Annotated in this window: 24 protein-coding genes; 4 read left to right on the top strand and 20 right to left on the bottom strand. The window is 70.8% G+C overall.

What is annotated here, in order from left to right:
- Positions 1-120: 120 nt before the first annotated feature.
- From ACY1JX_RS15140 to ACY1JX_RS15085, 12 genes are all read right to left on the bottom strand, one after another.
- The gene (locus ACY1JX_RS15140; RefSeq protein WP_462564476.1) at positions 121-1,008 is read right to left on the bottom strand and encodes a GNAT family N-acetyltransferase; all 888 of its coding nucleotides are present in this window, start codon (positions 1,006-1,008) and stop codon (positions 121-123) included.
- A 307-nt stretch (positions 1,009-1,315) separates the two neighbouring features.
- A complete protein-coding gene (locus tag ACY1JX_RS15135) occupies positions 1,316-4,687 on the bottom strand; it encodes an error-prone DNA polymerase (protein ID WP_462564475.1) in 3,372 nt (1,123 codons plus the stop codon).
- 90 nt (positions 4,688-4,777) lie between these two features.
- Positions 4,778-6,349, bottom strand: coding sequence for a DNA polymerase Y family protein (locus ACY1JX_RS15130; RefSeq protein ID WP_462564474.1), 1,572 nt, complete (start codon positions 6,347-6,349; stop codon positions 4,778-4,780).
- A complete protein-coding gene (locus tag ACY1JX_RS15125) occupies positions 6,349-7,032 on the bottom strand; it encodes a hypothetical protein (protein WP_462564473.1) in 684 nt (227 codons plus the stop codon). The genes ACY1JX_RS15130 and ACY1JX_RS15125 overlap by 1 nt, the downstream gene beginning before the upstream one ends.
- A 113-nt stretch (positions 7,033-7,145) precedes the next feature.
- On the bottom strand, positions 7,146-8,852 hold the full coding sequence (locus ACY1JX_RS15120) for a dipeptide ABC transporter ATP-binding protein (protein ID WP_286929101.1): 1,707 nt from the start codon (positions 8,850-8,852) through the stop codon (positions 7,146-7,148).
- Positions 8,849-9,847, bottom strand: coding sequence for an ABC transporter permease (locus tag ACY1JX_RS15115; protein WP_181756600.1), 999 nt, complete (start codon positions 9,845-9,847; stop codon positions 8,849-8,851). Before ACY1JX_RS15115 ends, ACY1JX_RS15120 begins: the two co-directional genes overlap by 4 nt.
- Entirely contained in the window at positions 9,840-10,766 is a 927-nt protein-coding gene (locus tag ACY1JX_RS15110) for an ABC transporter permease (RefSeq protein WP_462564472.1), read from the bottom strand. Before ACY1JX_RS15110 ends, ACY1JX_RS15115 begins: the two co-directional genes overlap by 8 nt.
- A gap of 144 nt (positions 10,767-10,910) precedes the next feature.
- Entirely contained in the window at positions 10,911-12,527 is a 1,617-nt protein-coding gene (locus tag ACY1JX_RS15105) for a peptide ABC transporter substrate-binding protein (RefSeq protein WP_462564471.1), read from the bottom strand.
- 219 nt (positions 12,528-12,746) lie between these two features.
- The gene (locus ACY1JX_RS15100; protein WP_286929104.1) at positions 12,747-13,694 is read right to left on the bottom strand and encodes an electron transfer flavoprotein subunit alpha/FixB family protein; all 948 of its coding nucleotides are present in this window, start codon (positions 13,692-13,694) and stop codon (positions 12,747-12,749) included.
- Between the two features lie 16 nt (positions 13,695-13,710).
- Positions 13,711-14,490 carry an electron transfer flavoprotein subunit beta/FixA family protein gene (locus ACY1JX_RS15095; RefSeq protein ID WP_078700548.1) on the bottom strand — a complete coding sequence of 260 codons (780 nt, stop codon included), beginning with the start codon at positions 14,488-14,490 and terminating at the stop codon, positions 13,711-13,713.
- 163 nt (positions 14,491-14,653) lie between these two features.
- Positions 14,654-15,433, bottom strand: a complete 780-nt coding sequence (locus ACY1JX_RS15090; RefSeq protein ID WP_462564470.1) for an enoyl-CoA hydratase/isomerase family protein — start codon at positions 15,431-15,433, stop codon at positions 14,654-14,656.
- 42 nt (positions 15,434-15,475) lie between these two features.
- Entirely contained in the window at positions 15,476-15,961 is a 486-nt protein-coding gene (locus tag ACY1JX_RS15085) for an N-acetyltransferase family protein (protein WP_462564469.1), read from the bottom strand.
- Between the two features lie 39 nt (positions 15,962-16,000).
- Here ACY1JX_RS15085 and ACY1JX_RS15080 point away from each other — a divergent pair, with 39 nt between their 5' ends.
- Positions 16,001-16,915: an NUDIX hydrolase gene (locus tag ACY1JX_RS15080; protein WP_286929108.1), complete on the top strand. Its 915-nt coding sequence runs from the start codon at positions 16,001-16,003 to the stop codon at positions 16,913-16,915.
- A gap of 4 nt (positions 16,916-16,919) precedes the next feature.
- On the opposite strand, the gene ACY1JX_RS15075 is transcribed toward ACY1JX_RS15080, so the two are convergent.
- From ACY1JX_RS15075 to ACY1JX_RS15050, 6 genes are all read right to left on the bottom strand, one after another.
- The gene (locus ACY1JX_RS15075) at positions 16,920-17,834 is read right to left on the bottom strand and encodes a tetratricopeptide repeat protein (protein ID WP_462564468.1); all 915 of its coding nucleotides are present in this window, start codon (positions 17,832-17,834) and stop codon (positions 16,920-16,922) included.
- 22 nt (positions 17,835-17,856) lie between these two features.
- Entirely contained in the window at positions 17,857-18,522 is a 666-nt protein-coding gene (locus ACY1JX_RS15070; protein ID WP_462564467.1) for a PH domain-containing protein, read from the bottom strand.
- Positions 18,523-18,532: 10 nt separating this feature from the next.
- Positions 18,533-18,688: a hypothetical protein gene (locus ACY1JX_RS15065; protein ID WP_181756595.1), complete on the bottom strand. Its 156-nt coding sequence runs from the start codon at positions 18,686-18,688 to the stop codon at positions 18,533-18,535.
- Between the two features lie 56 nt (positions 18,689-18,744).
- A complete protein-coding gene (meaB, locus tag ACY1JX_RS15060) occupies positions 18,745-19,701 on the bottom strand; it encodes a methylmalonyl Co-A mutase-associated GTPase MeaB (RefSeq protein ID WP_462564466.1) in 957 nt (318 codons plus the stop codon).
- Positions 19,702-19,726: 25 nt separating this feature from the next.
- Positions 19,727-20,917 (bottom strand): acetyl-CoA C-acetyltransferase, encoded by a 1,191-nt coding sequence (locus ACY1JX_RS15055; protein ID WP_462564465.1) that lies wholly within the window; start codon positions 20,915-20,917, stop codon positions 19,727-19,729.
- Between the two features lie 77 nt (positions 20,918-20,994).
- Complete coding sequence (locus tag ACY1JX_RS15050) at positions 20,995-21,420, bottom strand: pyridoxamine 5'-phosphate oxidase family protein (protein WP_462564464.1); 426 nt, start codon at positions 21,418-21,420, stop codon at positions 20,995-20,997.
- Between the two features lie 66 nt (positions 21,421-21,486).
- On the opposite strand from ACY1JX_RS15050, the gene mce reads away from it, so the two are divergent.
- The 3 genes from mce to ACY1JX_RS15035 all read left to right on the top strand — a co-directional run bounded on the left by mce (position 21,487) and on the right by ACY1JX_RS15035 (position 24,434).
- Entirely contained in the window at positions 21,487-21,933 is a 447-nt protein-coding gene (gene mce, locus ACY1JX_RS15045; RefSeq protein WP_181756591.1) for a methylmalonyl-CoA epimerase, read from the top strand.
- A 99-nt stretch (positions 21,934-22,032) separates the two neighbouring features.
- Complete coding sequence (gene ccrA, locus ACY1JX_RS15040; protein WP_286929119.1) at positions 22,033-23,370, top strand: crotonyl-CoA carboxylase/reductase; 1,338 nt, start codon at positions 22,033-22,035, stop codon at positions 23,368-23,370.
- Between the two features lie 8 nt (positions 23,371-23,378).
- Entirely contained in the window at positions 23,379-24,434 is a 1,056-nt protein-coding gene (locus tag ACY1JX_RS15035) for a heparan-alpha-glucosaminide N-acetyltransferase domain-containing protein (protein WP_462564463.1), read from the top strand.
- Here the strand turns inward: ACY1JX_RS15035 and ACY1JX_RS15030 are convergent.
- The gene (locus ACY1JX_RS15030; RefSeq protein WP_462564462.1) at positions 24,415-25,191 is read right to left on the bottom strand and encodes an alpha/beta hydrolase; all 777 of its coding nucleotides are present in this window, start codon (positions 25,189-25,191) and stop codon (positions 24,415-24,417) included. The two genes, ACY1JX_RS15035 and ACY1JX_RS15030, sit on opposite strands and share 20 nt — an antisense overlap.
- Before the next feature lie 43 nt (positions 25,192-25,234).
- Positions 25,235-25,510: a hypothetical protein gene (locus ACY1JX_RS15025; protein WP_153303015.1), complete on the bottom strand. Its 276-nt coding sequence runs from the start codon at positions 25,508-25,510 to the stop codon at positions 25,235-25,237.
- Positions 25,511-25,543: the final 33 nt, after the last annotated feature.

Genomic DNA, 25,543 nt, shown 5'->3' with positions numbered 1-25,543 from the left:
TCGCTGCGCTCGCCCGCTACTCGATCGCCGGTGGTCGAGCAGAACAGCGAGGAACGAAAGCCGGTGGTCGAGTAGCACGGCGAGGAACGAGCCGGCGTATCGAGACCACGTGCCCCGGGGTCAGAAGTAGTCGCGGATGAGCACCGGGCCCGCCGGCGGCTCGAACGCCTCGGGCTTCAGGACGAGCAGGTCGTAGGGACGGTGCTCGCGCACGCGGTGCTCGGGCAGGACGTCCGTCAGCTCGGTGCCCGAGGTGTCGAAGCGGATCGTCGGGGTCACGCTCGAGAAGGTGCCGAACATCCACAGCAGCGAGTCGCGCGCCGCGTCGTCGGTCCACACGAGGTCCTCGACCTCGACGTGGGCGTCCCCGCCGACCCCCGCGGACCGGTTCCAGGCGCCGTACGCGACGGCACGACCGCCCTCGTCGAGCGCCAGCGTGACACCCGTGGCGTCGTCCAGCCACGCGTCGTGGTCGAACTCCACCGACGTGCGGGTGAGCGGACCGTCATGGCGACTCGCCCACTCGGCGTAGATCCGCTGGAGCGTCGGCACGTCGTCCGTGGTCGCCCGTCGCAGCTCGTGCCGCCGCTCGAACCGGTGCAGGGTGGACGCGTCGACCTCGATCGTGTCCATCGCGCCGACGGTCCGGTACCCCAGGCTCGCGTAGATCCCGGGGGCGCTGGCGAACAGCGTCGAGACGACGTCACCCTGCGACCGGGCGTCGTCGTGCAGGCGCTCCATGAGCGGACGCAGCAGGCCGCGCCCGCGGAACTCCGGCGCGATCGCGACCCCGCCGACGCCACACGTCGGCACTTCACGCCCTCCAAACCAGGACGCGTAGGGCTTGCGCGTGGTGGTGGCCGCGAGCTGCCCGTCGACGAACAGCCCCCAGCGCTCGTACGCCGGGTGCTCGACCCGGTCGCCGCCCAGCGTCGATGTCCCGAATGCCGGAAGTCGCACGGCGACCAGCGCGTCGCGGTCGTCCTCGGTCAGTCTGCGGATCTCCATGGACCCGACGTTAGCGATCCCGCCGCTCTCGTCCTCGCGGCCGCGCTGCGAGGACGTCGGGTTACGGCGGTGACGGATTCCCCGGTTACGTGGGTTCTCTGGCACCTGCCGGGGTTTGCGCACCACGTTGAGTGCAGGTTCTTCACGCTCAGTGCGGAGGCCCTCGGCAGCGGCACCCGTGGACCTGTCGGACCGATCCCCGCTGCTGCGGCAATCCTGGTGCCGCGACCGAACGTGGCTTCCTGTCACTTCACGGGGATCGCAACCCACGTTCAGTGACAGGAAACTCACGTAACCGGGGAAACCGTCAGCGATAGTCGCGGGACCGGTGGCCGCTCGGCACCGCCGGGTCGATCAGCCGCTCGAGGGTCTCGGCGACGAGGTTGACCGCGCCCTGCTGGTGCTCGAGGCGGCCCCGGATCACCACGGCGGCGCTGGACCGCGCCACGGTGCGGTGCCGCTGCCACACGGCGTCGAACACCACCACGTTGAGCATCCCGGTCTCGTCCTCGAGGTTGAGGAACGTGACACCTCCGGCGGTGTACGGCCGCTGGCGGTGGGTGATCAGTCCTGCCACCTTGATCCTTCGGTCCGATTCGTGATCGGCCAAGGAGCTCACGGCCAGGATTCCCGCCGCGTCGAGCATGGCGCGCAGGTGCGCGAACGGGTGCTCGCTCGGCGAGATCTTCGTCGACTCGAGATCGGCGAGCGTCAGCTCGACGTCGCTCATCCCCGGCAGCATCGGCGGCGGCGCCACGATGGCCGTGCCGGGCAGCTTGTCCTGGCCGTCGGTGTAGCCCGCGTTCCAGATCGCCTGGCGCCGGGTGAGGCCGAAGTCGTCGAAGGCGCCGGCGGTGGCCAGCTGCTCCTGCTGGGCCCGGCTGAGACCGCACCGCCGCACCACGTCGGCCATGTCGGCGAAGGGGCGCTCCTGGCGCGCGGCCACGATCCGCTCGGCGTCGGCCGAGCCGATCCCCTGCACCGAGGTCAGCCCGAGGCGCACCGCGTGGTGACCGTCGCGCCGGTGCTCGGCGAAGTCGGGCGCGGCGGAGGGGTCGAACTCCCCCACCGGCGGCTGGTCGGGGTGCGCACACGACGCGCGGCCGGTGGGACCGGTCGGGTCGCTGAGCGGCTCGAGGTCGGCGTGGACGCCCGACCGCACGATGTCGGGACGGCGGACCTCGACCCCGTGGCGTCGCGCGTCGGCCACGAGCGACTGCGGCGAGTAGAACCCCATCGGCTGGGCGCGCAGCAGTCCGGCCAGGAACGCCGCCGGGTGGTGCAGCTTGAGCCAGCTGCTGGCGTAGACCAGCAGCGCGAAGCTGATCGCGTGGCTCTCGGCGAACCCGAAGTTCGCGAACGCCTGGATCCGCCCGTAGATGTCGTCGGCGAGGTCGCCGGTGATCCCCTTCTCGGCCATCCCCCGGTACAGCTGATCGCGGAGGCGGTCGATCTTCTCGATCCCCCGCTTGGACCCCATGGCCCGGCGCAGCAGGTCGGCCTCGTCGCCGGTGCAGCCGCCGAGCACCATCGCGATCTGCATGAGCTGCTCCTGGAACAGCGGGACCCCCAGCGTGCGCTCCAGCACGGGCTCGAGCACCGGGTGCGGGTACGTGATCGGCTCCTCGCCGAGCTTGCGCCGGATGTAGGGGTGCACGGCGCCGCCCTGGATCGGGCCCGGGCGGATCAGCGCGATCTCGATGACCAGCTCGTAGAACCGCCGCGGCCGCAGCCGCGGCAGGGTGCCGATCTGGGCCCGGCTCTCGACCTGGAACACCCCGATCGAGTCGGCCCGGCACAGCATGTCGTAGACGCCCTGCTCCTCCTTGGGCATCGTGGCCAGGCTCCACCGCTCGCCGACGCGCTCGGCGACGATGTCGAAGGTGTGCTGGATGGCGCCGAGCATCCCCAGCCCGAGCAGGTCGAACTTGACCAGGCCCATGTAGGCGCAGTCGTCCTTGTCCCACTGCAGCACGGTGCGGCCCTCCATCCGGGCGCGCTCGATCGGGACGACCTCGCCGACGGGGCGCTCGGTGAGCACCATGCCGCCGGAGTGGATGCCCAGGTGGCGCGGGGACTTCATCGCCTGCTCGGCCAGGCGCACCACCGGCTCGGGGATCGCGTCGGCCTCCTGCTCGGGGGCGTCGGTGCGGACGGACGACCACGAGTCGATCCGCTTGCTCCAGGCGTCCTGCTGGCCCACCGAGTGGCCCAGGGCCCGGGCCATGTCGCGGACGGCCGACTTGGGCCGGTAGCTGATGACGTTGCAGACCTGGGCGGCGTTGCGGCGGCCGTACTTCTCGTAGACCCACTGGATCACCTCCTCGCGCCGGTCGGAGTCGAAGTCCACGTCGATGTCGGGCTCCTCGTCGCGGGTGGCCGACAGGAAGCGCTCGAAGGGCAGGCCGTACTTGATCGAGTCGACCGCCGTGATCTCGAGGGCGTAGCAGACCGCGGAGTTGGCCGCCGAGCCCCGGCCCTGGCACAGGATCCCGCGACTGCGGGCGAACGCCACGATGTCGTGGACGATGAGGAAGTACCCGGCGAAGTCCTTCTCCTCGATGACCGCCAGCTCGCGCTGGAGCCGGGCCTCGGCGGTGTCGCGGTCGGCGGCGTAGAGGCGGTCGGCGCCGCGACGCACGAGCTCGCGCAGCCATGTCATCGGCGTGTGCCCCGGGGGCACCTGCTGCTTGGGCAGCCGCGGCGAGGCCTTGCGCAGGTCGAAGGCACACGCGTCGGCGATCTCGACCGAGCGGGCCACCGCCCCGGGCCACCGCGCGAACCGCTGGGCCATCTCGGCACCGGAGCGCAGGAACGCCGGCGGGGCGAGCCAGCCGTCGAGCTCGGCCAGGCTGCGGCGTGCCCGGACCGCGGCGAAGGCCTGGGCCAGCCGGGCGTCGGCGGGACGGGCCGCGTGGACGTTGCCGGTGGCGACGGTGGGCAGGCCGAGGTCGGCGGCCCACCCGGCCAGCGCGTCGTTGGCGGGTCCGTCGCCGGGCCCCCCGTGGTCGGTCAGCTCGACGACCACGTGCTCGGCCCCGAACAGGTCGACGAGCCGGTGCAGGCCCGCGATGCCCTCGCGCCGGACCCAGCCCTTGCGGCACCCCGTGAGCACGACCCAGTGGTCGCGGCCCCGCTCGGCGAGCTCGGTCAGGTCGTAGACCGGCCGGCCCTTCTCGTCGCCCGCGAGGTTCGCCTCGGTGATCGCCGAGGCCAGCGCGTGGTAGCCCTGAACGCCGCGCGCCAGCACCAGCAGGTGGTCGCCCTCGGGATCGGGGACGCCGTTCTGCGGCCCGGGCAGGCCCAGCGACAGCTCGGCGCCGTAGACCGTGCGGAGGCCGTGCAGCTGGGCCGCCTCGGCGAACCGGGCCGCGCCGCTGAAGCCGTCGTGGTCGGTGAGCGCGAGGGCCGACAGCCCCAGGTGCACCGCCTCGCGCACGAGCTCCTCGGGGTGGCTCGCCCCGTCGAGGAAGCTGTGGTTGCTGTGGCAGTGCAGCTCGGCGTACGGGACCACCGCATCGGGTGCGGCGGGCACCTCGGGGGCCTGGTACGCGCCGCGCTTGCGCGAGAACGCCGGACCGTCGCCCCCGTCGGGCAGCGGCTGCGCGGGGTCGCGCCACCGGCCCGACAGCCGCGCCTCCAGCTCACGCCACGAGATGTCGGGGTTGTTCCAGCCCATCAGGACCTCCCGAACCGCTGGCAGTGACGTTCGCGGGGACCCTCACGGCGTGTCGACCCCGCCAACGTCACTGCCAGCGCTCCGGTCGGCTCAGTCATAGCGGGCCTCGGTCCACCAGTGGCCGTTCTCGACGACCATGAGCCAGGCACTGCCGTCGACGCCGACGACCTGGAAGCGGGCCACGCGCCGGGCGGCGGCCTCGTCCCACCAGTGCTCGTCGACCGGCCACGGCCCGGCCCAGGCCGCCACGGGCTGCCAGGCGGCGTCGACGCCGGCCCGGAAGCGCGCCGGACGCCCGGACAGCGCTCCGCGCCCGCTGACGCTGACCGGCATCCCCTCGGCGCCCACCACCTGTGCGGGCGCGGGCTCGGCGAACACCGTGGCCGGCGCCGGCGGCGGCACGCTGCCCGGCCACGGCCGGTCGCGGGGCCGCTGGGCGGCGGGACGCTCGCCCCACGCGGCCGACAACCGGCGGTCGGACGGTCCCCGGCCGCCCTGCACCCCGACCGAGCGGACCCCCTCGGGACCCACCAACGCCTGGACCCGCGCCACCGACCGCTCCACCTGGTCGTCGGGCCCGCCCCCGAACAGGCTCTCGGCATGCTTGCCGAGGGGCTCGACCTCGACCGGGACGCAGCGCACCGCCACGACGGGCCCGCCCGGAGGGGCGGCCGACAGCTGCCACCGCACGCGGTCGAGCACGTCGACCGACCCGAACCACCGCGGATGGCGCCACAGCCGACTGGACACCCGGGGCTCCCCCGCCACCTCGGCGTCCACCTCGATCCGCAGGGTGGAGCAGACCAGGCCCGCCGCGTCGAGCCGGCGGACGAAGTCCTCCACGGTCTGGCGGGCGCTGAAGACCACCGCATCGGCGCGCTCCAGCGCCGGCTCGAAGCCCACCGACGCCACCAGCTCGGGCGGCGGGGTGCGCCGCGAGATGCGGCGCACCTCCTCGCCCCGGGACCAGCGGTGCATCAGGGCCCCGTGGGCGCCGAAGCGGGCCAGCACATCAGGAGCGGGCAGGGCCGCGAACTCCCCCACCCGGCGGATCCCCAGCCGACGCAGCACCGTGACGAGGTCGAGCCCGGGAGCGGCCGGGCCCGCGGGGGCCGGCACCTCCAGCACCTCCACGGGCAGGTCGCGCAGGAAGTCGACGTTGCCGCCGGGCGCCACGATCACGCTGTCCTGCGCCGGGGCCCGGCGTGCGGCCAGCTCGGCGACGAAGACGCCGTCGGCGATGCCGAAGCGCACGTCCCACACCCCGAGGCCGACGAGGTGCTCGGCCATCACCGCGACCGCCTCGGGCTCGCCGCCGTAGTACCGCTCGGGCACCGACAGCGCACACAGGCCCGGCCTCAGGGGCGCCACGCCGGGGCTGAGCTCCTCCAGCGTGGTGACGACCTGCTCGAAGGCGCGGGCGTCCGCCTCGGGGCGGTGGTCGCAGACCACCAGGTCGGGGCAGCGCGACTGGGCGTCGCGGCGACGCATCCCACGGCGCACGCCGAGCGCGCGCGCCGCGGGTGTGCAGGCCAGCACCACGCCCTTGTCGAACACCGCCAGCGCGGGCGAGGGCTCGCCCCCGCCGCGCGCCGTCTCGGCCAGCTCGCCCTGGTGCACGAGCGCCGGCCAGTCGGGCACCCACACCACCATCGTGCGCATCAGCCCGCCACCTGCTCCATCGACGACCCGAGGCGGGAGTCACGGTCCGCCGACCGGCCGAGGGCGACCGGGGCCACGCGCAGCTCGCGGCTGGGGAACCACAGCCGGCGCGAGCCCGTGACACGACCCCCGCGCTCGACCTCGACGGTGGCCTGGCGCGCCACCAGGTGCCCGTGCCCGTCCTGGGGACCCGCCCAGACCGTGTCGCGCAGGCGCAGCCGGGCATCGGCCCGCGGCCAGTCCCCCACGGCCACGAGGACGCCCTGACGCCGGTGCAGCCGGGCCCTCAGCCGGGCGACCTCGCGCTCGGGCAGTGTGACCCGGTCGACCATCACCACGCCGACCGCGTCGACCAGCGCACCCAGCACCGAGGCCGGGTCGGTGCCCACGTCGGGCACCCACACGGTGCGATCCAGGTCGACCCCCACCTCGGCGGCGGCCTCGAAGCCGACCCGGTCGCTGCCGACCATCGCGCACCAGGCGCCGTCGCGGGACGGGCCCGCCATCAGCAGCAGGGCCAGGCTGGTGGAGTCGACCGCGTAGCTGCCGCCGGGCTGCAGCGCCAGCAGCCCCGACAGCGCCGGATGCGTGGGCATCGACAGCACCGACGGACGTCCCTGCATCCGGCCGATCTTGGCCCGCAGGTCATCGACCAGGGCGGCAGGAGGGACGGCGAGACTCACCCCTCCATGATCGAACACCTGTTCGAAGGAGTCAACACGAACCCCCACATCGGAGACGACACCGCGGGTGGTAGGCCCTCAGGCCCACCACCCGCGGTGAGGTGTCCGCACGGTCAGCGCGAGAGCTCGATGGATCCACCGGGGATCGCGTCGAGCAGCCGGCGCGTGTACGCCTGCTTGGGGTTGCTGTAGACCTCGTCGACCGAGGCGTGCTCGACCAGCTTGCCGCGCTCCATCACCAGCACGTCGTCGGCGATCTGGCGCACGACCGCCAGGTCGTGGGTGATGAACAGGTACGACAGGCCCAGCTCGGCCTGCAGGTCGGCCAGCAGCGACAGGATCTGCGCCTGGACCAGCACGTCGAGCGCGCTGACGGCCTCGTCGAGGATCACGACCTCGGGCTGCAGCGCCAGGGCACGCGCGATCGCGACGCGCTGGCGCTGGCCGCCGGAGAGCTCGTTGGGGAACCGCTGCGAGACGCTCCACGGCAGCGAGACCTTGTCGAGCAGGTCGCGGACCCGCGCCTCGCGCTCGGCCTTCGAGCCCATGCCGTGCGTGCCCAGCGGCTCCTCGATCGCCCGGAAGATCGTGTACTGCGGGTCGAGGGAGGCGTACGGGTTCTGGAACACCGGCTGCATCTGCCGGCGGAAGGCCAGCTGCTGCTTCTTGGTGCGCAGGGTCGAGATGTCGACCCCGTCGAACTCGACGGTGCCGCTCGTGGGCTCCAGCAGGTCGAGCACCATGCGCGCGACCGTGGACTTGCCCGAGCCGGACTCGCCCACGATGGCGGTGGTGGTGCCGCGGGGCAGCTTGAACGAGACGTCGTCGACGGCGACGAACTCGTTCTTGCGCCACGGGGCCGAGCCGGGGATGCTGAACACCTTCCGCAGGCTCTTGGCCTCGAGCACGATGTCGGAGCCCGCGCCGAACTCCGACTCGAGCTGGGCGACCTCCCCGGCCAGCTCCTCGGCGACCTCCTGCGCCTGCTCGCGCACCTCGGCACGTTGCTGCGACAGCAGCCGCTGCGAGGCCAGCGACGGGGCGCTGGAGATGAGGCGCTTGGAGTAGGGGTGCTGCGGATCCTGCAGGATGTCCAGCGCGGGACCCGACTCGACGATCTGGCCCTTGTACATGACGACCAGGTGGTCGGCGCGCTCGGCGGCCAGGCCCAGGTCGTGCGTGATCAGCAGCACCGCGGTGCCCAGATCGGCGGTCAGCTGGTCGAGGTGGTCCAGGATCTGCTTCTGCACCGTCACGTCGAGCGCGCTGGTGGGCTCGTCGGCGATGAGCAGCTTCGGCCGGGCGGCCAGGCCCATCGCGATGAGCGCGCGCTGGCGCATCCCACCACTGAACTCGTGCGGGTACTGGCGCGCACGCTGCTCGGCGTCGGGCAGGCCGGCCTCCTCGAGCAGCTCGACGACCCGTCGCTCGACGTCCTTGCCCTTGACCACGTCGTTGGCCACCAGGACCTCGGCGATCTGCTTGCCCACCTTGACGAGCGGGTTCAGGTTGCTCATCGGGTCCTGGGGCACCAGGCCGATGCGCGAGCCGCGGACGGCCAGGATGTCCTTCTTGCTGGACTGCGCGATGTCCTTGCCCTCGAAGAGGATGGACCCGCCCGTGACCCGGCCGGTGCCCGGCAGCAGGTCGATGATGGCGTGGGCCGTGGTGGACTTGCCCGATCCGGACTCGCCCACGATCGCGACGGTCTGACCGGGGTAGACCGTGAGGTTCGCACCGCGGACGGCGGGGATGTCCTCCTTGTTCTGGCGGAACGCGACGTGCAGGTCGGTGACCTCGAGCAGCGGGGTGGCGTTCATTCGCGGTTCCTCGACTTCGGATCGAGGGCGTCGCTCACGGCGTCGCCCAGCAGGATGAATCCCAGCGAGGTCAGGGCCAGCGCCGAGGCGGGCCAGAACATGACGCCGAGCCGCTCGCCCGAGCGCACCTGGTTCTGTGCGGCGGAGATGTCGTTGCCCCACGAGACGATGCTGGTCGGCAGGCCCAGACCCAGGAACGACAGCGTGGCCTCGGCCACGATGTAGACGCCCAGCGACACGGTCGCCAGCACGATCACCGGGGCGAGGGAGTTCGGCACCACGTGGCCCCACAGGTTGGCGCGGCGGGTCTTGCCGATCGCGCGCGCCGCGTCGACGAACTCGAGGTTCTTGACCTCCAGCACGGCACCGCGCGAGATGCGCAGCACCTGCGGCCAGCCGAACGCCGCCAGGGCGAACACCACCGTGAGGATGAAGCCCCAGTAGCCGCGGTCGGGCCACAGGTTGTTGATGATCGACAGGCCGACCAGCGCACCGAGCAGCAGCGGGATCGCGAAGAAGATGTCGGCCACGCGGGAGATGAACGTGTCGGACAGGCCGCCGTAGAAGCCGGCCATCGCCCCGAAGAGCACACCGGGGATGGTGACCACGAGCGTGCACAGGAAGCCCACCAGCACCGAGGCGCGGGCGCCGTAGATCGTCCGGGCGAACACGTCGTAGCCCTGCTTGTCGAACCCGGCGATGTGGCCCTCGCTGGGGCCCTCGAGGCTGCGGCTCAGGTCGGCGCGCGTGGGGTCGATGTCGGTGAACAGCTGCGGGAACAGCACCACGATCGTGACGAAGAACAAGATGACGACCGAGACCCAGAAGATCCAGTTCTTCCGCAGGCGCTTCCACGCCTGCTTCCACTGGCTCTCGGGGCTGCGGGACTCGTCGAACGCACCGGTGTCGGCCAGGGGCGTCACCTCGACGGGAGCGACGAAGCGCTCCTGGCCGGGCAGGGTCTTCGGGGGGAGATCGATGGGGAACTCAGGCATAACGGATCCTCGGGTCGAGCCAGGCATAGAGGAGATCGACGATCAGGCTCATGACGATGTAGATGAGGACCATCACCGTGACGACCGAGACGATCGTGGGGCCCTCCTTCTGCTGGATGGCGCGGAAGGCGAGGTTGCCGAGACCGGGGATGTTGAAGATGCCCTCGGTCACGATGGCGCCGGCCATCAGGGTGCCCAGGTCGGCACCGAGGTAGGTCACGACGGGGATCAACGAGTTGCGCAGCACGTGGCGCCGGTTGACCTGCCCGTCGTTGAGGCCCTTGGCTCGCGCGGTGCGCACGTGGTCGGCGGTGAGGTTCTCCACCACGGAGGTGCGCGTGAGGCGCAGCACGTAGGCGAACGACACCAACCCCAGGACGAACGCCGGGATGATGAGGCGGTCCCAGCTGGCGTCGCCGCCGACCGTGACCGGGGCCCAGCCGAGCTTGACGCCGAAGATCAGCTGCATCGTGAAGCCGAAGACGAAGATCGGGACCGCGATGACCAGCAGCGAGGTCACCAGCATCGTGGAGTCGAAGAGCTTGCCGCGCTTGAGGCCGGCGAAGAAGCCGGCCGCGATGCCCAGGACGCCCTCGATGATCAGCGCCATGAACGCGAGCTTGAACGTGACCGGAATGGTCTCCGCGAGCAGCTCGCTGACGGGGCGGCCCGAGAACGAGACGCCCAGGTCACCTTGCGCCGCGTTGCCCAGGAAGAGCAGCCACTGCACCAGGAACGGCTTGTCGAGGTTGTACTGCTGCTCGATCTCCGCGCGGACCGCGTCGGAGACGGGCTTCTCGCCGAACAGCGCCACGATCGGGTCGCCGGGCATGGCGAAGACCATGGCGTAGATGAGCAGCGTGGAACCCAGGAGGACTGGGATGGCCTGCAGGATCCGCCGGCCGATGTACCACCACATAGTTAGGAACCTCCGCAGCACGAGGGTCGACCCGTGCATCGATTAAGCGTACCTTTGGCCCGCGGTTCGAGCGCGCGGCCGGGTCGCCTTCGGTCATGAGTGTGGGGCGGCACCGGGTTGGTGCCGCCCCACATCAGCGAAGCATCACTTGGTGATGTTCTGGTATTCCGGCTTGTTCTGCCAGTTGAACTCCACGTTCTCGACACCCGTGGCCGCGACAGCCGCGACGTTGGTGTTCCAGAGCGGGAGAGCCGGGAGCTCCTTCATGAGGATCCCCTGCGCGTCAGCCAGCAGCTTGGCCTGCTCGTCGCCCTCGGCGCTCAGCGCGTCGGACAGCAGCTTGTCGAACTCCTTGTTGGAGTAGTCGCCGTCGTTCGAGCCGGCGCCCGTGCCGAAGATCGGACCGAGGTAGTTGTAGACCGACGGGTAGTCGGGCTGCCAACCGGTACGGAACGCGGTGCCGATCGTGCGGTCGGTGACCTTGGTGCGCAGCTCGGCGAACGTGGCGTAGGCCTTGGGCTGGGCATCGATGCCGAGGTTGTTCTTGAGCTGGTTGGTCAGCGCCTCGACCCACTCCTTGTTGCCCGGGCCGTCACCGTTGTACGCGATGACGAACTTGCCGGACCACGGAGCGATCGCGTCGGCCTCGGACCAGAGCTTCTTGGCCTCGTCGGCGTCGAACTCCAGGACCTCGGCACCCTCGATGTCCTCGGTGTACTCAGGCATCAGCTCGGAGCTGAACTCCTTCGCCGGCGAACGCGTGCCGTCGAAGATCTTGTCCGTGATCTCCTTGCGGTTGATCGCGCGGCTCAGGGCCTGGCGACGCAGGTTGCCCTCCTCACCGGAGAAGTGATCCAGCGACTCGGGGATCGTGATCGTGCTGTTGACCGTGCCGGCCGCCTCGAACGCCTGGACCGAGTCGTCGGTCTTGAACGTCGTGAGGGCGCTCGGCGGAGCCTGGTCGAGCACGTCGAGGTTGCCCGCCTGGACGTCGGAGTAGGCCGAGTCCGGGTTCGTGTAGAACTTGAACGTCACGCCGCCGTTCTTGGCGGGGCGGTTGCCGTCGTAGTCCTCGTTGACGGACATGACGGCCTCGACGTTGTTCTCCCACGAGTCGAGCTTGTAGGGGCCGTTGCCGATCGGGGCCTTGCCGAACGCCGCCATGTCGGCGAACGCGGCCTCGGGCAGCGGGAAGTAGGCCGAGTAGCCCAGACGCAGCGGGAAGAGCGCCTCGGGGTTCTTGAGCGTGACCTCGAAGGTCTTCTCGTCGACGACCTTCAGACCCGACATCTCGGTGCCCTTGTCGAGGATGATGCCCTCGTCGTCGGTACCCTCGATGGGGTAGTAGAAGTAGGAGGAGAGCTGGGCGTTCTCAGCCGCGGCACCGTAGTTCCACGCCTTGACGAACGACTCGGCCGTGACCGGAGTGCCGTCGGTGAACTGCCAGTCCTTGAGCTTGATCGTCCAGACCTTGTTGTCCTCGGACTCGATCGACTCGGCGACCTCGAGCTCCTGGGAGCCGTCAGCCTTGTACGAGACCAGGCCCGCGTAGATCAGGTCGATGATGTTGCCGCCACCGACCTCGTTCGTGTTGGTCGTGACCAGCGGGTTCTGGGGCTCGGTGCTGTACGCGGTGATGACCGCATCGGTCGAATCCGAACCGCCGTTGTCGTCGTCGCCGCCACTCGAGCAGGCCGCCAGGGTGAGGCTGGCAACTGCGGCGAGGGCGACACCTGCGAGGGCTGAACGCCGAGTTCGCATGTATTTCCTCCTGTGAAGGGCGTACGTGGTGAAAACGTGCAATGTACGCGCGTGATTCATAGGTATCACCTGGAAGGTGTCCCAGCCCACTCCGCCGGGCCGACTTCACCGAACTGCAACCAAACGTCGCGGCCCGTCGCGAGCCCGTGGAAAGGCCCCGAGGGGAACGACGGCGGCCCCGCTCCCGGGAGGGAGCGGGGCCGCCGAGCGGGGGCTAGATCAGCCCTTGCGCTTGTTGATCTCTTCGGTCGCCTGCGGCAGGACCGACTTGAGGTCACCGACGACGCCGAAGTCGACGAGCTCGAAGATCGGCGCCTCCTCGTCCTTGTTGACCGCGACGATCGTCTTGGACGTCTGCATGCCGGCGCGGTGCTGGATCGCACCGGAGATGCCGTTGGCGACGTACAGCTGCGGCGACACCGTCTTGCCGGTCTGGCCGACCTGGAACGTGTGCGGCTTCCAGCCCGAGTCCACCGCGGCGCGCGAGGCACCCACGGCCGCACCGAGGGCGTCGGCCAGGGCCTCGACCTCGGTGAAGTCGCCGCCGGTGCCACGGCCGCCGGAGACCACGATGGCGGCCTCGGTCAGCTCGGGGCGGCCGGTGGAGACGCGCGGCTCCGAGGCCACGATCTTGACCTGCTTGGCCGAGTCGGGGACGTCGAACGAGACGGCCTCGACGGCACCGGCACCCGCGGTGGCCTCCGGGGCGGCCGAGTTCGGCTTGACCGCGATGACCGGAGCACCCTTGGTGACCTGCGCGGCGACGGTGAAGTTGCCGGCGAACGCCATCTGGGTGGTGGTGATCGAGCCACCGTCGACGGTGACGTCGACGGCGTCGGTGATCAGGCCGGAGTCGGACTTGAGCGCGACGCGGGCCGCGATCTCCTTGCCCTCCGAGGACGACGGCACGAGCACGGCGGCGGGCGCCTTGTCGGCGACCAGCGCGGCCAGGGCCTCGGCCTTGGGCGCCACGAGGTACTCCTCGAAGGCGCTGTCGGCGTAGGTGTAGATCTTCTCCGCGCCGTACTCGGTCAGGACGCTGGTGTCGGCGTCGCCGAACACGACGGCCGACGGCTCGCCGATGCGACGGGCGATCGTCAGGAGCTCCAGCGAGGGCTTCGTGACCTTGCCCTGGGGGGCTTCGATCAGAACGAGAACTTCACTCATTGACTCAGGCTCCTACTCACACGAACTTCTTGGACGCGAGGAACTCGACGAGCTTGGTGCCGCCGTCTCCCTCGTCGGTGACGATCTCGCCGGCGGTGCGCGGCGGGCGGGGGGTCGTGGACTCGACCTTGGTCCAGGCGTTGTCGAGGCCGACCTCGGCCGCGTCGATGCCCAGATCAGCCAGGCTCCACTCCTCGACCGGCTTCTTCTTGGCCGCCATGATGCCCTTGAAGGACGGGTAGCGGGCCTCGCCCGTCTGGTCGGTGACCGACACGACGAGCTTGCCGGTGGCCTCGATCTGGTGCGTGGCGGCATCGCCGTCGCGACGGATCTTGACCGTGTCGCCGTCGACCGAGATCTCGGAGGCGAAGGTGATGGCGGGCAGGCCGAGGCGCTCGGCGACCAGCGTGGGAACGACGCCCATGCCGGCGTCGGTGGAGCCCATGCCGAAGAACACCATGTCGTAGTCGAGCTTCTCGATCGCCTTGGCCAGGACCAGCGACGTCGCGAAGGCGTCGGATCCGGCGATGGCGTCGTCCTCGACGTGGACGCCGGCGTCGGCACCCATCTGCAGGGCCTTGCGGACCGCGTCCGAGGCATCGGCCGGGCCGACGGTCAGGACGGTGACCTCACCGTCGCCGGCCTCGACGACCTGCAGGGCCTGCTCGACCGCGTACTCGTCGAGCTCGGACAGAAGCCCGTCGACGTTCTCACGATCGACAGTGTTATCAGCGTCGAACGTGCGGTCCGCCGTGGCGTCCGGCACGTACTTCACAGCGACAACGATCTTGGTCACGAGGACCCTCCTGTGAATTCGGGGCGCGGGAGACAGTTTGACCACCCGCGAGTTATCGGGTCCACCTTGCCACGCGAAGCAATTCGTGGGTGAGGCGACCCTTCCTGACTTTGATGTTACCGAAAGGTAACGAAGGCCGACATCCCAGCCGCAGTGGGATGGGTCACCTCCCGGTGAAGGTGGCCTTGCCGGGCCCGTTCTCCACGAAGGAGCGCATGCCGTCAGCCTGGTCCTGCGTGGCGAACAGCGCGCTGAAGCCAGCGCGCTCGATCTCCAGACCCGTCTGCAGGTCGACCTCGAGACCGCGGTCGACGACGTCCTTGGCCGTGCGCAGCGCGATCGACGGCCCGCCGACGAACTGCGACGCCCATGCCACGGCCCGGTCGTGGACCTCGGCGGCCGGCAGCACCTCGTCGACGAGGCCGAGGGCGAGCGCCTCCTCGGCACCGACGAACCGGCCGGTGTAGATGAGGTCCTTGGCCTTCGAGGGACCGATCAGGCGGGCCAGGCGCTGGGTGCCGCCCGCGCCGGGGATGATGCCGAGCAGGATCTCGGGCTGGCCGAGCTTGGCGTCGTCGGCGCAGAAGCGCAGGTCGGTGGCCAGCGCCAGCTCGAGTCCGCCACCGAGGGCGAACCCCGTGATGGCCGAGACGGTCGGCTTGCCGATCGCGGCGACGGCCCGTGTGAACTCCTGCAGCAGGTGCCCGTGGCGGAACATCTCGGGGTAGCCCATGTCGGCCATCTCCTTGACGTCCGCACCCGCGGCGAAGACCCGCTCGCCGCCCCACACCACCACCGCGGCGACGTCGTCGCGGCGATCGGCCTCGCGCGCCGCCTCCAGCAGCTCGGTCTGGACCTGCGCGTCGAGCGCGTTCATCTTGGGCCGGTCGAGGCGGATCGTGCCGACGCCGTCGGTCACCTCGAGTCGGACGAATTCGGCCATGATGGAGCCTCCTGTGTGGGTTGGGGCGAGCATAGGACAGCGTCAGGACGGCGAGCCGAGGGCCCGGAGCGGCTCGCCCGCGAGGCGATACGTCCGCCAGTCGGCCAGGTCCACGGCGCCGAGAGCCTCGTAGAACTCGATCGACGGGGTGTTCCAGTCGAGCACCTGCCACTGCAGGCGGCTGTAGCCTCGTTCGACGCACACCTGCGCCAGTCGGGCCAGCAGCGCATGACCGAGTCCGGTGCCGCGCTGCGCCGGGTCGACGAAGAGGTCCTCGAGGTAGATCCCGTGCACCCCGTCCCACGTGGAGAAGTTGAGGAACCACACCGCCAGGCCCACGACCGCGCCGTCCACCTCGGCGACGTGCGCGAACAGTGCGGGCCGCTCGCCGAAGAGGCGCTCGTGGAGCATCGGCTCGGTCAGCACGCACTGCTCGGGAGCGCGCTCGTACGCCGCGAGGTCGTGGACGAGGCGCACCATCGCGGCGACGTCGTCGGGGGTGGCAGGGCGGATCCGCGGATCGGTCATGGGCCCGATTCCATCACGACGGCCGGTAGCCTCGGCCAGGTGACCGAGCCTGCCGACTCCTCCCCCACCCTGCGCGACGACGACCTCGTGCTGGAGCCCACCTCCGGCGCCGACGACCTGCACGGCTTCGCCGCCATCTACGGCGGCGACCGCATTGGCACCGTGGCCCTGCAGAGCGCCACGGGCAAGGCCGGCCGCCAGCTGGGGTCGATGCGCTGGAACTTCTCGTCCGGGCCCGGCGCCATGGTGGCCAGCCGGGCCCTGCGGATCGGCGTGGAGTACGCGTTCGACCACTTGGGATGGACCCGGATCGAGGCCAGGGTGCCGGCCGACGACACCCTCGGCCTGCGGGCCGCGTCGATCGCGGGGCTGCGACGCGAGGGCATCGCGCGGTCGCCCGGGGGCGAGCCCGACCTCGTGCTGCTCGGGCGGATCGTCGACGACCCGCCCGCCTTCAGCCGCGACGGCTTCGTCGCCATCCTCAACGCCGGACTCCCCCGCAAGCGCGTCATCGGTCAGGGCATCCTGCGCGACCGCGACGGGCGCGTCCTGCTGTGCGAGCTGACGTACAAGCGCGAGTGGGACCTGCCGGGAGGCGTGGTCGAGGTCGGCGAGAGCCCCGCGACCGGCCTCGTGCGCGAGCTGGAGGAGGAGCTCGGCATCACGGTCGAGGTCGAGGGCCTCGTGACGATGAACTGGCTCCCGGCGTGGAGCCGCTGGGACGACGCGTGCCTGTTCGTGTTCGACCTCGGCGTCGTCGACGCCGACCTGGTCGAGCAGATGGTCCTGCAGCGCACCGAGATCGCGGCCGTGCACTGGTGCGACCTCGACACGGTGCGCGAGCGTGCCACGCTGGCCACCACGGAGCTGCTCGAGTCGCTCGCCGACGCGCCGCTGCCCGCCTACCGCGAGGCGCCGCGCCAGCCCGACCCCGTGCGCGACCAGGCGCGCTGACCGCTCAGAAGAGAGCGGCGGCCAGGGAGCGACGGGCCAGCGCCACGCGAGGATCGGCCAGACCGACCACCGTGAACAGCTCGAGCAGGTGCTCGCGGACGCGGTCGCGGTCGTCCTCCGTCGTGCGCTTGACGAGCTCGATGAGTCGCAGGAAGGCGTCCTCGACGTGTCCGCCGGTGACGTCGAGGTCGGCCACCAGCAGCTGGGCGTCGACGTCGTCCGGGGCGTCGGCAGCGGCCTGCCGCGCCTGCTGCAGGTCGGCACCGGCCACGCGCGCGTAGAGCCTCGTGGCCGCCAGCCGCTCGGCCACCTCGGTGTCGCCGGGGGCCTGCGCCAGCAGCGCCTCGTACTCGGCGATCGCGGCGTCGAAGTCGCCGCGGGAGTAGGCCTCGTCGGCGGCGGCGAAGCGCGGGTCGTCCTCGGGCTCGTCAGGGGCCTCGACGGGAGCGCCGCCGGTCGGCTGGGCACGGCCGTTCAGGCCGTTCTGCTGCGCGAGCCTCACCAGCTCGTCGAAGAACCGCTTCACCTCGGCGTCGTCCACCGTGCCCTGGAACAGCGGCACGGGACGGCCCTGCACGAGTCCCACCACGAACGGCACGGCCTGCACCTGCAGCGCCTGGGCGATGCCGGGGTTGGTGTCCGCGTCGACCTTCGCCAGCTGCAGCGCTCCGCCGTACGCGGACGTGGCCCGCGCGAGGACCTCGTTGAACTCGACGCTCTGCGGGGAGCGGGGCGACCAGACGCTCAGCACGACGAGGTGCTGCATCGAGGACTCGACCACCTGCTGGAAGTCGGCCTCGGTGACGTCGATGACGTAGACCGCTCCCTCAGGAGCGGGAGCGACCCCGTCGGACGGGGTCGTGGGACGCGGCGTGGCCAGCGAGGAAAGGTCGAACGCACCGGGCTGCGAGAAGCTCATGGCGACAGTCTAGGAAGCCCGGTCACAGGCCGCGGATCGGCTCGGTCCGTTCACCCTCGTCGGGCCCGCCGTCCCGCGGCCTGTCGTACCTCGCGCTCATCATCCGCTCACGCCGGCGGTTCTCACGGTTGACGGCGTTGTTGATCTCACGGTCGACCGCCAGGATGTCCGGCACGAACTTGATCTCGCGCAGTCCCTGCTCCTGCGCGGCCGACTCGAAGACAAAGTGGCCGTACCCGAGGGCGCGGCCCCACATCGTGCGCGTCATCGTCATGTCGAGGATGCGGTTGATCGGCATCGTCGCCACCCGCGCGGTCAGCACCCCGCTGAGCCGGACGACCCGCCAGTTCGTGACGACGAAGACGTCGCGCCACTCCACGAACGCGCGCACGGCCGCCGCGGCCGTGACGACGAGGGACGCGAGCCACAGCGCCTGGGCCGGACCGGAGTTCCAGTGGAACAGCAGGACCACGAGGCAGCCGAAGGAGGCCAGCGCGGCGGCGGGCAGGGTCCAGTAGACGGCGACGTGCTTGGGCACGATCTGCAGGACCCGCTCGCCGCTGCGGGGATTGAGGCGCTGGTTCAGCGCGACGTGGTTCTCAGGATCGGGGAACGGCTCGCGCAGGCGTCGCCAGAATCGCGACGTGACCGGCGGGGGCGCCGTCTCGATCGCTGGTCTCTCGGTCATGACGAGGTCCTCACAGGAGCTCGGACACGAACACCCCGACCTGTCCGAATGCGCCGATGGCTGCGTCGAAGGCCCCCCGAACGGCCGTCGCGGCGTCCTCAGGCGTGCTGAACAGGTAGTAGAGCCCGAAGCCCACCACGAAAAGGATCACTGCCTTCTTCACCACGCGCACATGTCTACCGGAATCGCGGGCCCGAACCGGGGACGCCGCGCGGAAGACTTCTACGCGTCGGATTCGGCCAGGAGGGTGTCGGCGGCCGAGAACGGGTCGATGTCGCCGGCGAAGGCGCGGGCGGCGAGTGCGTCGAGCTCCTCGCCCCCGTCGACGACGAAGCGGCGCCGCACCTGGTCCAGGGCGATGGCCTGGATCTCGCGGCGCAGGCGATCGGTGCGCCGGCGCGCCAGCTGGCCGGAGGCACGCAGGTGCGAGGCGTGCTCCTGCAGGTGGTCGACCAGCTCAGGGACCCCGGTGCCCTCGGTGGCCACGGTGAGGTCGATCGGGCGCTTCCAGGCGTCCTGGCGGTCGGACATCGACAGCATGGTGCGCAGCTCACGGCGCGTGGTGGAGGCGCCGTCGCGGTCGGCCTTGTTGACGCAGAAGATGTCGCCGATCTCGAGGATCCCGGCCTTGGCGGCCTGGATGCCGTCGCCCATGCCGGGGGCCAGCAGCACGACGGTGGTGTCGGCCAGCCCGGCCACCTCGACCTCGGACTGCCCGACGCCGACGGTCTCGAGCACGATGACGTCGCAGCCGGCGGCGTCGAGGACGCGGATGGCGTGGGGCGTGGCCCACGACAGCCCGCCGAGATGGCCTCGGCTGGCCATCGACCGGATGTAGACGTCGGGATCGGTGGCGTGGTCCTGCATCCGGATGCGGTCGCCCAGCAGCGCTCCCCCGCTGAAGGGCGAGGTGGGATCGACCGCGAGGACGCCGACGCGACGGCCGCGGGCGCGCAGCTCGGTGACCAAGGCCGACGTGGTGGTCGACTTGCCCACGCCGGGCGAGCCGGTGAGGCCGACGACGTGGGCGCCGCCGACGAGCGGGGCCAGCGCCGCGCTGACCTCACGCAGGTGGTCGGACTCGGTCTCGACGAGGGTGATCAGGCGCGCCACCGACCTGGCCTCGCCGGCTTGTGCCCGCGAGACCAGGTCGGTGACGTCGACGTTCCTGGGACTCAACTCCGCAGATTCGGGTGAGGGTCGATCAGGACTGCGGGACCCGGATGATCAGGGCGTCGCCCTGGCCACCGCCGCCGCACAGCGCTGCCGCACCGGTGCCGCCACCGCGACGCTGGAGCTCCAGCGCGAGGTGCAGGACGATGCGCGCACCGCTCATGCCGATCGGGTGGCCGAGCGCGATGGCACCGCCGTTGACGTTGACCTTGTCCTCGCTGACGCCGAGCTTCTCGGCCGAGACGATGCCGACCGCGGCGAAGGCCTCGTTCAGCTCGAACAGGTCGATGTCCGCGACGTCGATGCCCTGCTTCTGCGCCGCCTTGGCGATGGCGTTGGCCGGCTGCTCCTGCAGCGTGGAGTCGGGGCCCGAGACGTTGCCGTGGGCGCCGATCTCGGCGAGCCACGTCAGGCCCAGCTCCTCGGCCTTGGCCTTGCTCATGACGACCACGGCGCAGGCGCCGTCGGAGATCTGACTGGCCGTGCCCGCGGTGATCGTGCCCTCCTTGGAGAACGCGGGACGCAGGCGACCGAGCGACTCGGCCGTGGTGTCGCCGCGGACGCCCTCGTCGGCGCTGACGACGACCGGGTCGCCCTTGCGCTGCGGGATCTCGACCGGGACGATCTCGTCGTCGAACACGCCGTTCTTCTGCGCTGCGGCGGCGAGCTGGTGCGAGCGGGCGCCGAAGGTGTCCTGGGCCTCACGCGACAGCGTGTCGGTGGCGGCGTTGCGCTGCTCGGTGAGCGAGCCCATCGCCTGGTCGGTGAGCGCGTCCCACAGGCCGTCGTACTCCATGTGGTCGAGCATCGTGACCTTGCCGTACTTGTGACCCTCGCGCGAGCCGGTCAGCAGGTGGGGCGCCTGGGTCATCGACTCCTGGCCGCCGGCGACGACGATGTCGTACTCGCCGGCGCGGATCAGCTGGTCGGCCAGGGCGATCGCGTTGATGCCCGAGAGGCACACCTTGTTGATGGTGATCGCGGGGACGTCCAGCGGGATGCCGCCCTTGAAGGCGGCCTGGCGGGCGGGAACCTGCCCGGCTCCGGCTCCGAGGACCTGGCCCATGATCACGTAGTCGACCTGGTCGCCGTTGATGCCGGCCCGGTCGAGGGCGCCCTTGATCGCGACGCCGCCCAGGTCGGAGCCGGACAGGGTCTTGAGGCCGCCCTGGAGGCGGCCGATCGGGGTCCGTGCCCCGGCGACGATGACGGAAGTGGTCATGAAACGTGCTCCTTCGGTGCGTGCGTTGGGGTCACTGTACCCATGGGTACGGACTGCCTGACCGGACGTGGGTCACCTCACATCACGGGGGTGAGCTCGGGCTCGGGCCCGAACCGGAACCGGCGTCCGCTGATCTCGCTGACGTCGATGACGACGAGGTTGTACTTCAGGGTGGGAACCCACGAGTGCAGGTCGGCCAGGTCGAGCTCCTCCGCCTGCGCCTCGGTCTCGATCTTGCGGGCGGTGCCCTTCAGGACGACGCTCGTGGCGCCCTCCGCCGTGACCTCGTCGACCTCGAAGGCGACGTGGCCGTCCAGCACGACGCCCATGAGCTTGGTGCCCTCGGCCGTGCGGAAGGCGATGCGGCGCCCGGCCAGGGCGTAGTTGACGGGGAAGATCTCAGGCTGTCCCAGGACCGTCAGCGCCAGCCGCCCGAACGTGTGGTCGGCGACGAAGTCCCACGGCTCGTTTCCCGTCATCTCGGTGATCGCGGTGGTGTCCATACCCCATTGTCACCCCGGGAGCGGTCCACGCGCAGGGCCCGCAGAGCCCGTACTAGGCTGCCCGGCATGACCAGCGAATCGCTCGTTCCGGGCCACCTGCTCACCGCCATCGATCACGTCGGCATCGCCGTCCACGACCTCGACGACGCCATCGAGTTCTACTCGCGCGTGTTCGGCCTCGAGTCGATCCACGAGGAGGTCAACGAGGAGCAGGGCGTCCGCGAGGCCATGCTCGCCGTCGGTGACTCCGGCTCGTGCATCCAGCTGCTGGCCCCGCTGAGCGAGGAGTCCACGATCGCCAAGTACCTGGACCGCAACGGACCGGGCGTGCAGCAGTTGGCGTACCGTGTCACCGACATCGACGCGGTCTCGACCACCCTGCGCGACCGCGGCGTGCGCCTCCTGTACGACACCCCCAAGCGGGGCACGTCCGACAGTCGCGTCAACTTCGTTCACCCGAAGGACGCCGGAGGCGTCCTCGTCGAGCTCGTCGAGCCCGCCGCCACGCACTGATCGGCTCGCGGACCCCGACCCCACTCCGGCTCGCGGGACAAGTTTCCCGCCAGTAACATCACCGCAGACCACCTGCAATACCGACGCGAAGGATCCCCCGTGCAGCACATCCTCGACGCCATCATGTCCGGCGACCGCACCGCAGAGACGTACCAGAACCTCGAGCTCCCCGAGACCTACCGGGGCATCACCGTCCACAAGGACGAGCAGAACATGTTCGAGGGCGTGGCCACCCGGGACAAGGACCCGCGCAAGAGCCTGCACCTCGACGACGTCCCCCTCCCGGAGCTGGCTCCGGGCGAGGCCCTCGTCGCCGTCATGGCCAGCGCGATCAACTACAACACGGTGTGGACCTCGATCTTCGAGCCCGTCTCGACGTTCGGGTTCCTCGAGCGCTACGGCCGGCTCTCGGAGTACACGAAGCGCCACGACCTGCCGTACCACGTGGTCGGCTCCGACCTCGCCGGCGTCGTGCTGCGCACGGGCCCGGGCGTCAACGCCTGGAAGCCCGGCCAGGAGGTCGTCGCACACTGCCTGTCGGTCGAGCTCGAGAGCCCCGACGGCCACGACGACACGATGATGGACCCGCAGCAGCGCATCTGGGGCTTCGAGACGAACTTCGGCGGCCTGGCCGAGCTGGCCATCGTGAAGTCGAACCAGCTCATGCCCAAGCCCGCGCACCTGACGTGGGAGGAGGCGGCCTCGCCCGGCTTGGTGAACTCCACCGCGTACCGCCAGCTGGTGAGCAAGAACGGCGCCAACATGAAGCAGGGCGACGTCGTGCTGATCTGGGGCGCCTCGGGCGGCCTGGGCTCCTACGCCACGCAGATGGCCCTCAACGGCGGAGCCATCCCGGTGTGCGTCGTCTCCAGCCCCGACAAGGCCGAGATCGTGCGCTCGCTGGGCGCCGAGCACATCATCGACCGCTCGGCCGAGGGCTACAAGTTCTGGAAGGACGAGCACAACCAGGACCCCAAGGAGTGGCAGCGCTTCGGCAAGAAGATCCGTGAGCTCACCGGCGGCGAGGACCCGGACATCGTGTTCGAGCACCCGGGCCGAGAGACCTTCGGCGCCAGCGTCTACGTCACGCGCAAGGGCGGCACGATCATCACCTGCGCGTCGACCTCGGGCTACATGCACCAGTACGACAACCGGTACCTGTGGATGAACCTGAAGAACATCAAGAGCTCGCACTTCGCGAACTACCGCGAGGCCTACGAGGCCAACCGCCTCATCGACAAGGGCCTCATCCACCCGACCGTGTCGAAGGTGTACAAGCTCGAGGACACCGGCCAGGCCGCGCTCGACGTGCACCACAACAAGCACCAGGGCAAGGTCGGCGTGCTGACGCTGGCGCCCGAGGAGGGCCTGGGCGTCACTGACGAGGAGAAGCGCGCCAAGTACCTCACGGAGATCAACCGCTTCCGCGGCATCTGATCGCCGACATGACGCGAGTCCGCGGGCTGGATGCCGCTCGTGGACTCGCGCTCGTGGGCATGGTGGTCGCCCACCTCGACACCCGGATCGACTTCGATCCGGGTGTCGCTGCGTCCTGGCGGCACGTGGGCGACGGGCGTGCCGCCGTGCTGTTCGTCGTGGTGGCCGGGTTCTCGCTGGCGCTCACCACCGGCGGGACGCGACCCCACGCCGGCGAACGCCTCGCCGACGACCGGCTGGCCATCTTCGTGCGCGCCGCGGTGCTGGCCGCACTCGGCGCCTTCCTCAGCGCCCTCGGCACCCCCGTGGCCGTCATCCTGGCCTCGTACGCCGTGTACTTCGTGGCGGCGCTGCCGTTCCTGCGAGCGCCCGTGCCGGTGCTGATCGGCGTCGGCTCGGTGCTCGGCATCGCCGGCCCCGTGATCATCGCGTGGCTCGTGGAACGGGTGCCCGAGCTGACCACCAGCCCGATCGGCGAGCTGTTCGTCGGCATGCCCTATCCCGCGATCCAGTGGACCGGCTTCCTGCTCGTCGGGCTGGGCCTGGGCCGCCTGCGGATCGGCCGGTCCACCCTGCTCGCCCTCGGCTTCGTGGGTCTCGGAGTCGGCATCCTCCTGCACCAGCTCATGCTCGATCTCCTGCAGCGCACGCTCGCCGACCCCGCCGCTCGCGAGAGCCTCGTCCTGACCACCCTGACGTCGGACCACCGCTCGCAGAACCCGGTGGAGGCGGCGTCCGTCCTGGCGATCTGCGTCGCCGTGCTGGCCCTGCTGATCGCCCTCACGCCGCAGGCGCGCGGACTGACGTATCCCCTGGAGTCGGTCGGGCGCATGGCGCTGACGCTCTACGTGGGCCACATCGTGGCCTACTGGGCCGCGATCCAGGTCGACCCCGCGCTCGAGTCCGGCTCGGGCGCGCTGGCCCTGTGGACGCTCGGGGTCGCCTTCGTCGCAGCGAGCCTGTGGTTCCTGCGCTTCTCCCGGGGGCCGCTCGAGTGGGCACTGCACCGGATCGTGCGGGCCACCCTGGGACCGCGCGACGGCCTCAGCGCGGCTGGTCCCTGAACACCGCCGTGGTGCGGTCGGCGTAGGCCGAGGAGTCGGCACGCTCCATCGGACCGTCCCACTCGCGCGGCAGCGGCACCTGGGCCTGCGGGTTGAGGCGGCTCACGATCTCGTCGAGCACGCGCTCGGTGTCGCCCACCCAGAGGTGCTTGGCGCCGTCCACGGCGATCACCTCGGCCTGCGGGACCGCAGCGAAGCGCTCGCGCGCCTCGACGGGCCGGAGGTAGTCGTCCAGCTCCGGGACCAGCGCCGTGAGGGGACGGCCGTCGGCGGCCCACGCCTCGAGGTGCTCGGGCCGACTGAACCGCAGGGGCGGCGACAGCAGGATGGCGCCGGCCACGTCGGGCTCGAGCCCGTACATGAGGGTCAGGTCGGTCCCGAAGGACCAGCCGACCATCCACACGTTCGGCAGCTCGGTGAACTCGGCGTACTCGATCGCCGCGGCGACGTCGAAGCGCTCGCCCTCGGCCCGGTCGAACTCGCCCTCGCTGCGTCCTCGCACGCTCTCGGTGCCCCGCGTGTTGAACCGCAGCACCGCGATGTCGGCCAGGGCGGGCAGGCGGTAGGACGCCTTGCGGAAGACGTGGCTGTCCATCATCCCGCCGTGGGTGGGCAGCGGGTGCAGGCAGATCATCGTGGCGACGGGATCACGATCGGCGGGCAGCGCCAGCTCCCCCACCAGCGTCAGTCCGTCGGCGGTCGTGAGCTCGATGTCCTCGCGTCGGGCGGGAAGCACCGACGATCCCGTGATCTTCACACGTCCATCCTGCCCGAGCCGGTGACGCGGCGACGGGCGGCCGTCAGGACTGCCGCTGCCAGCAGTGCTGGTGCCAGTGGCGGCGCTCGTTGATCCCGTCGGACTCCAGCAGGCTCGGCACGTCGGGCCACACCACGAAGTGCGGGGTCGACGGCGGGATCAGCTGGTCGCAGCCGGGGCAGCGGTACGCCGACGAGGACGTGGCGCCGGTGATGAAGCGCTGCCAGAAGTCGCCGGCGCGGCGGTGGACCAGCTCCTCACGCCGAGCCGGGGGCTCGCGACGGGCGGCCCGGGCGGCGGCTGCCTTGCGACGCGACATGGCCCCGATCGTACCGATCGGGGCCATGCGCGA

Source organism: Aeromicrobium sp. JP4, from assembly GCF_054957925.1.
The sequence above is the reverse complement of the archived record's forward strand: the minus strand, read 5'-3'. Positions and strand labels throughout refer to the sequence as shown.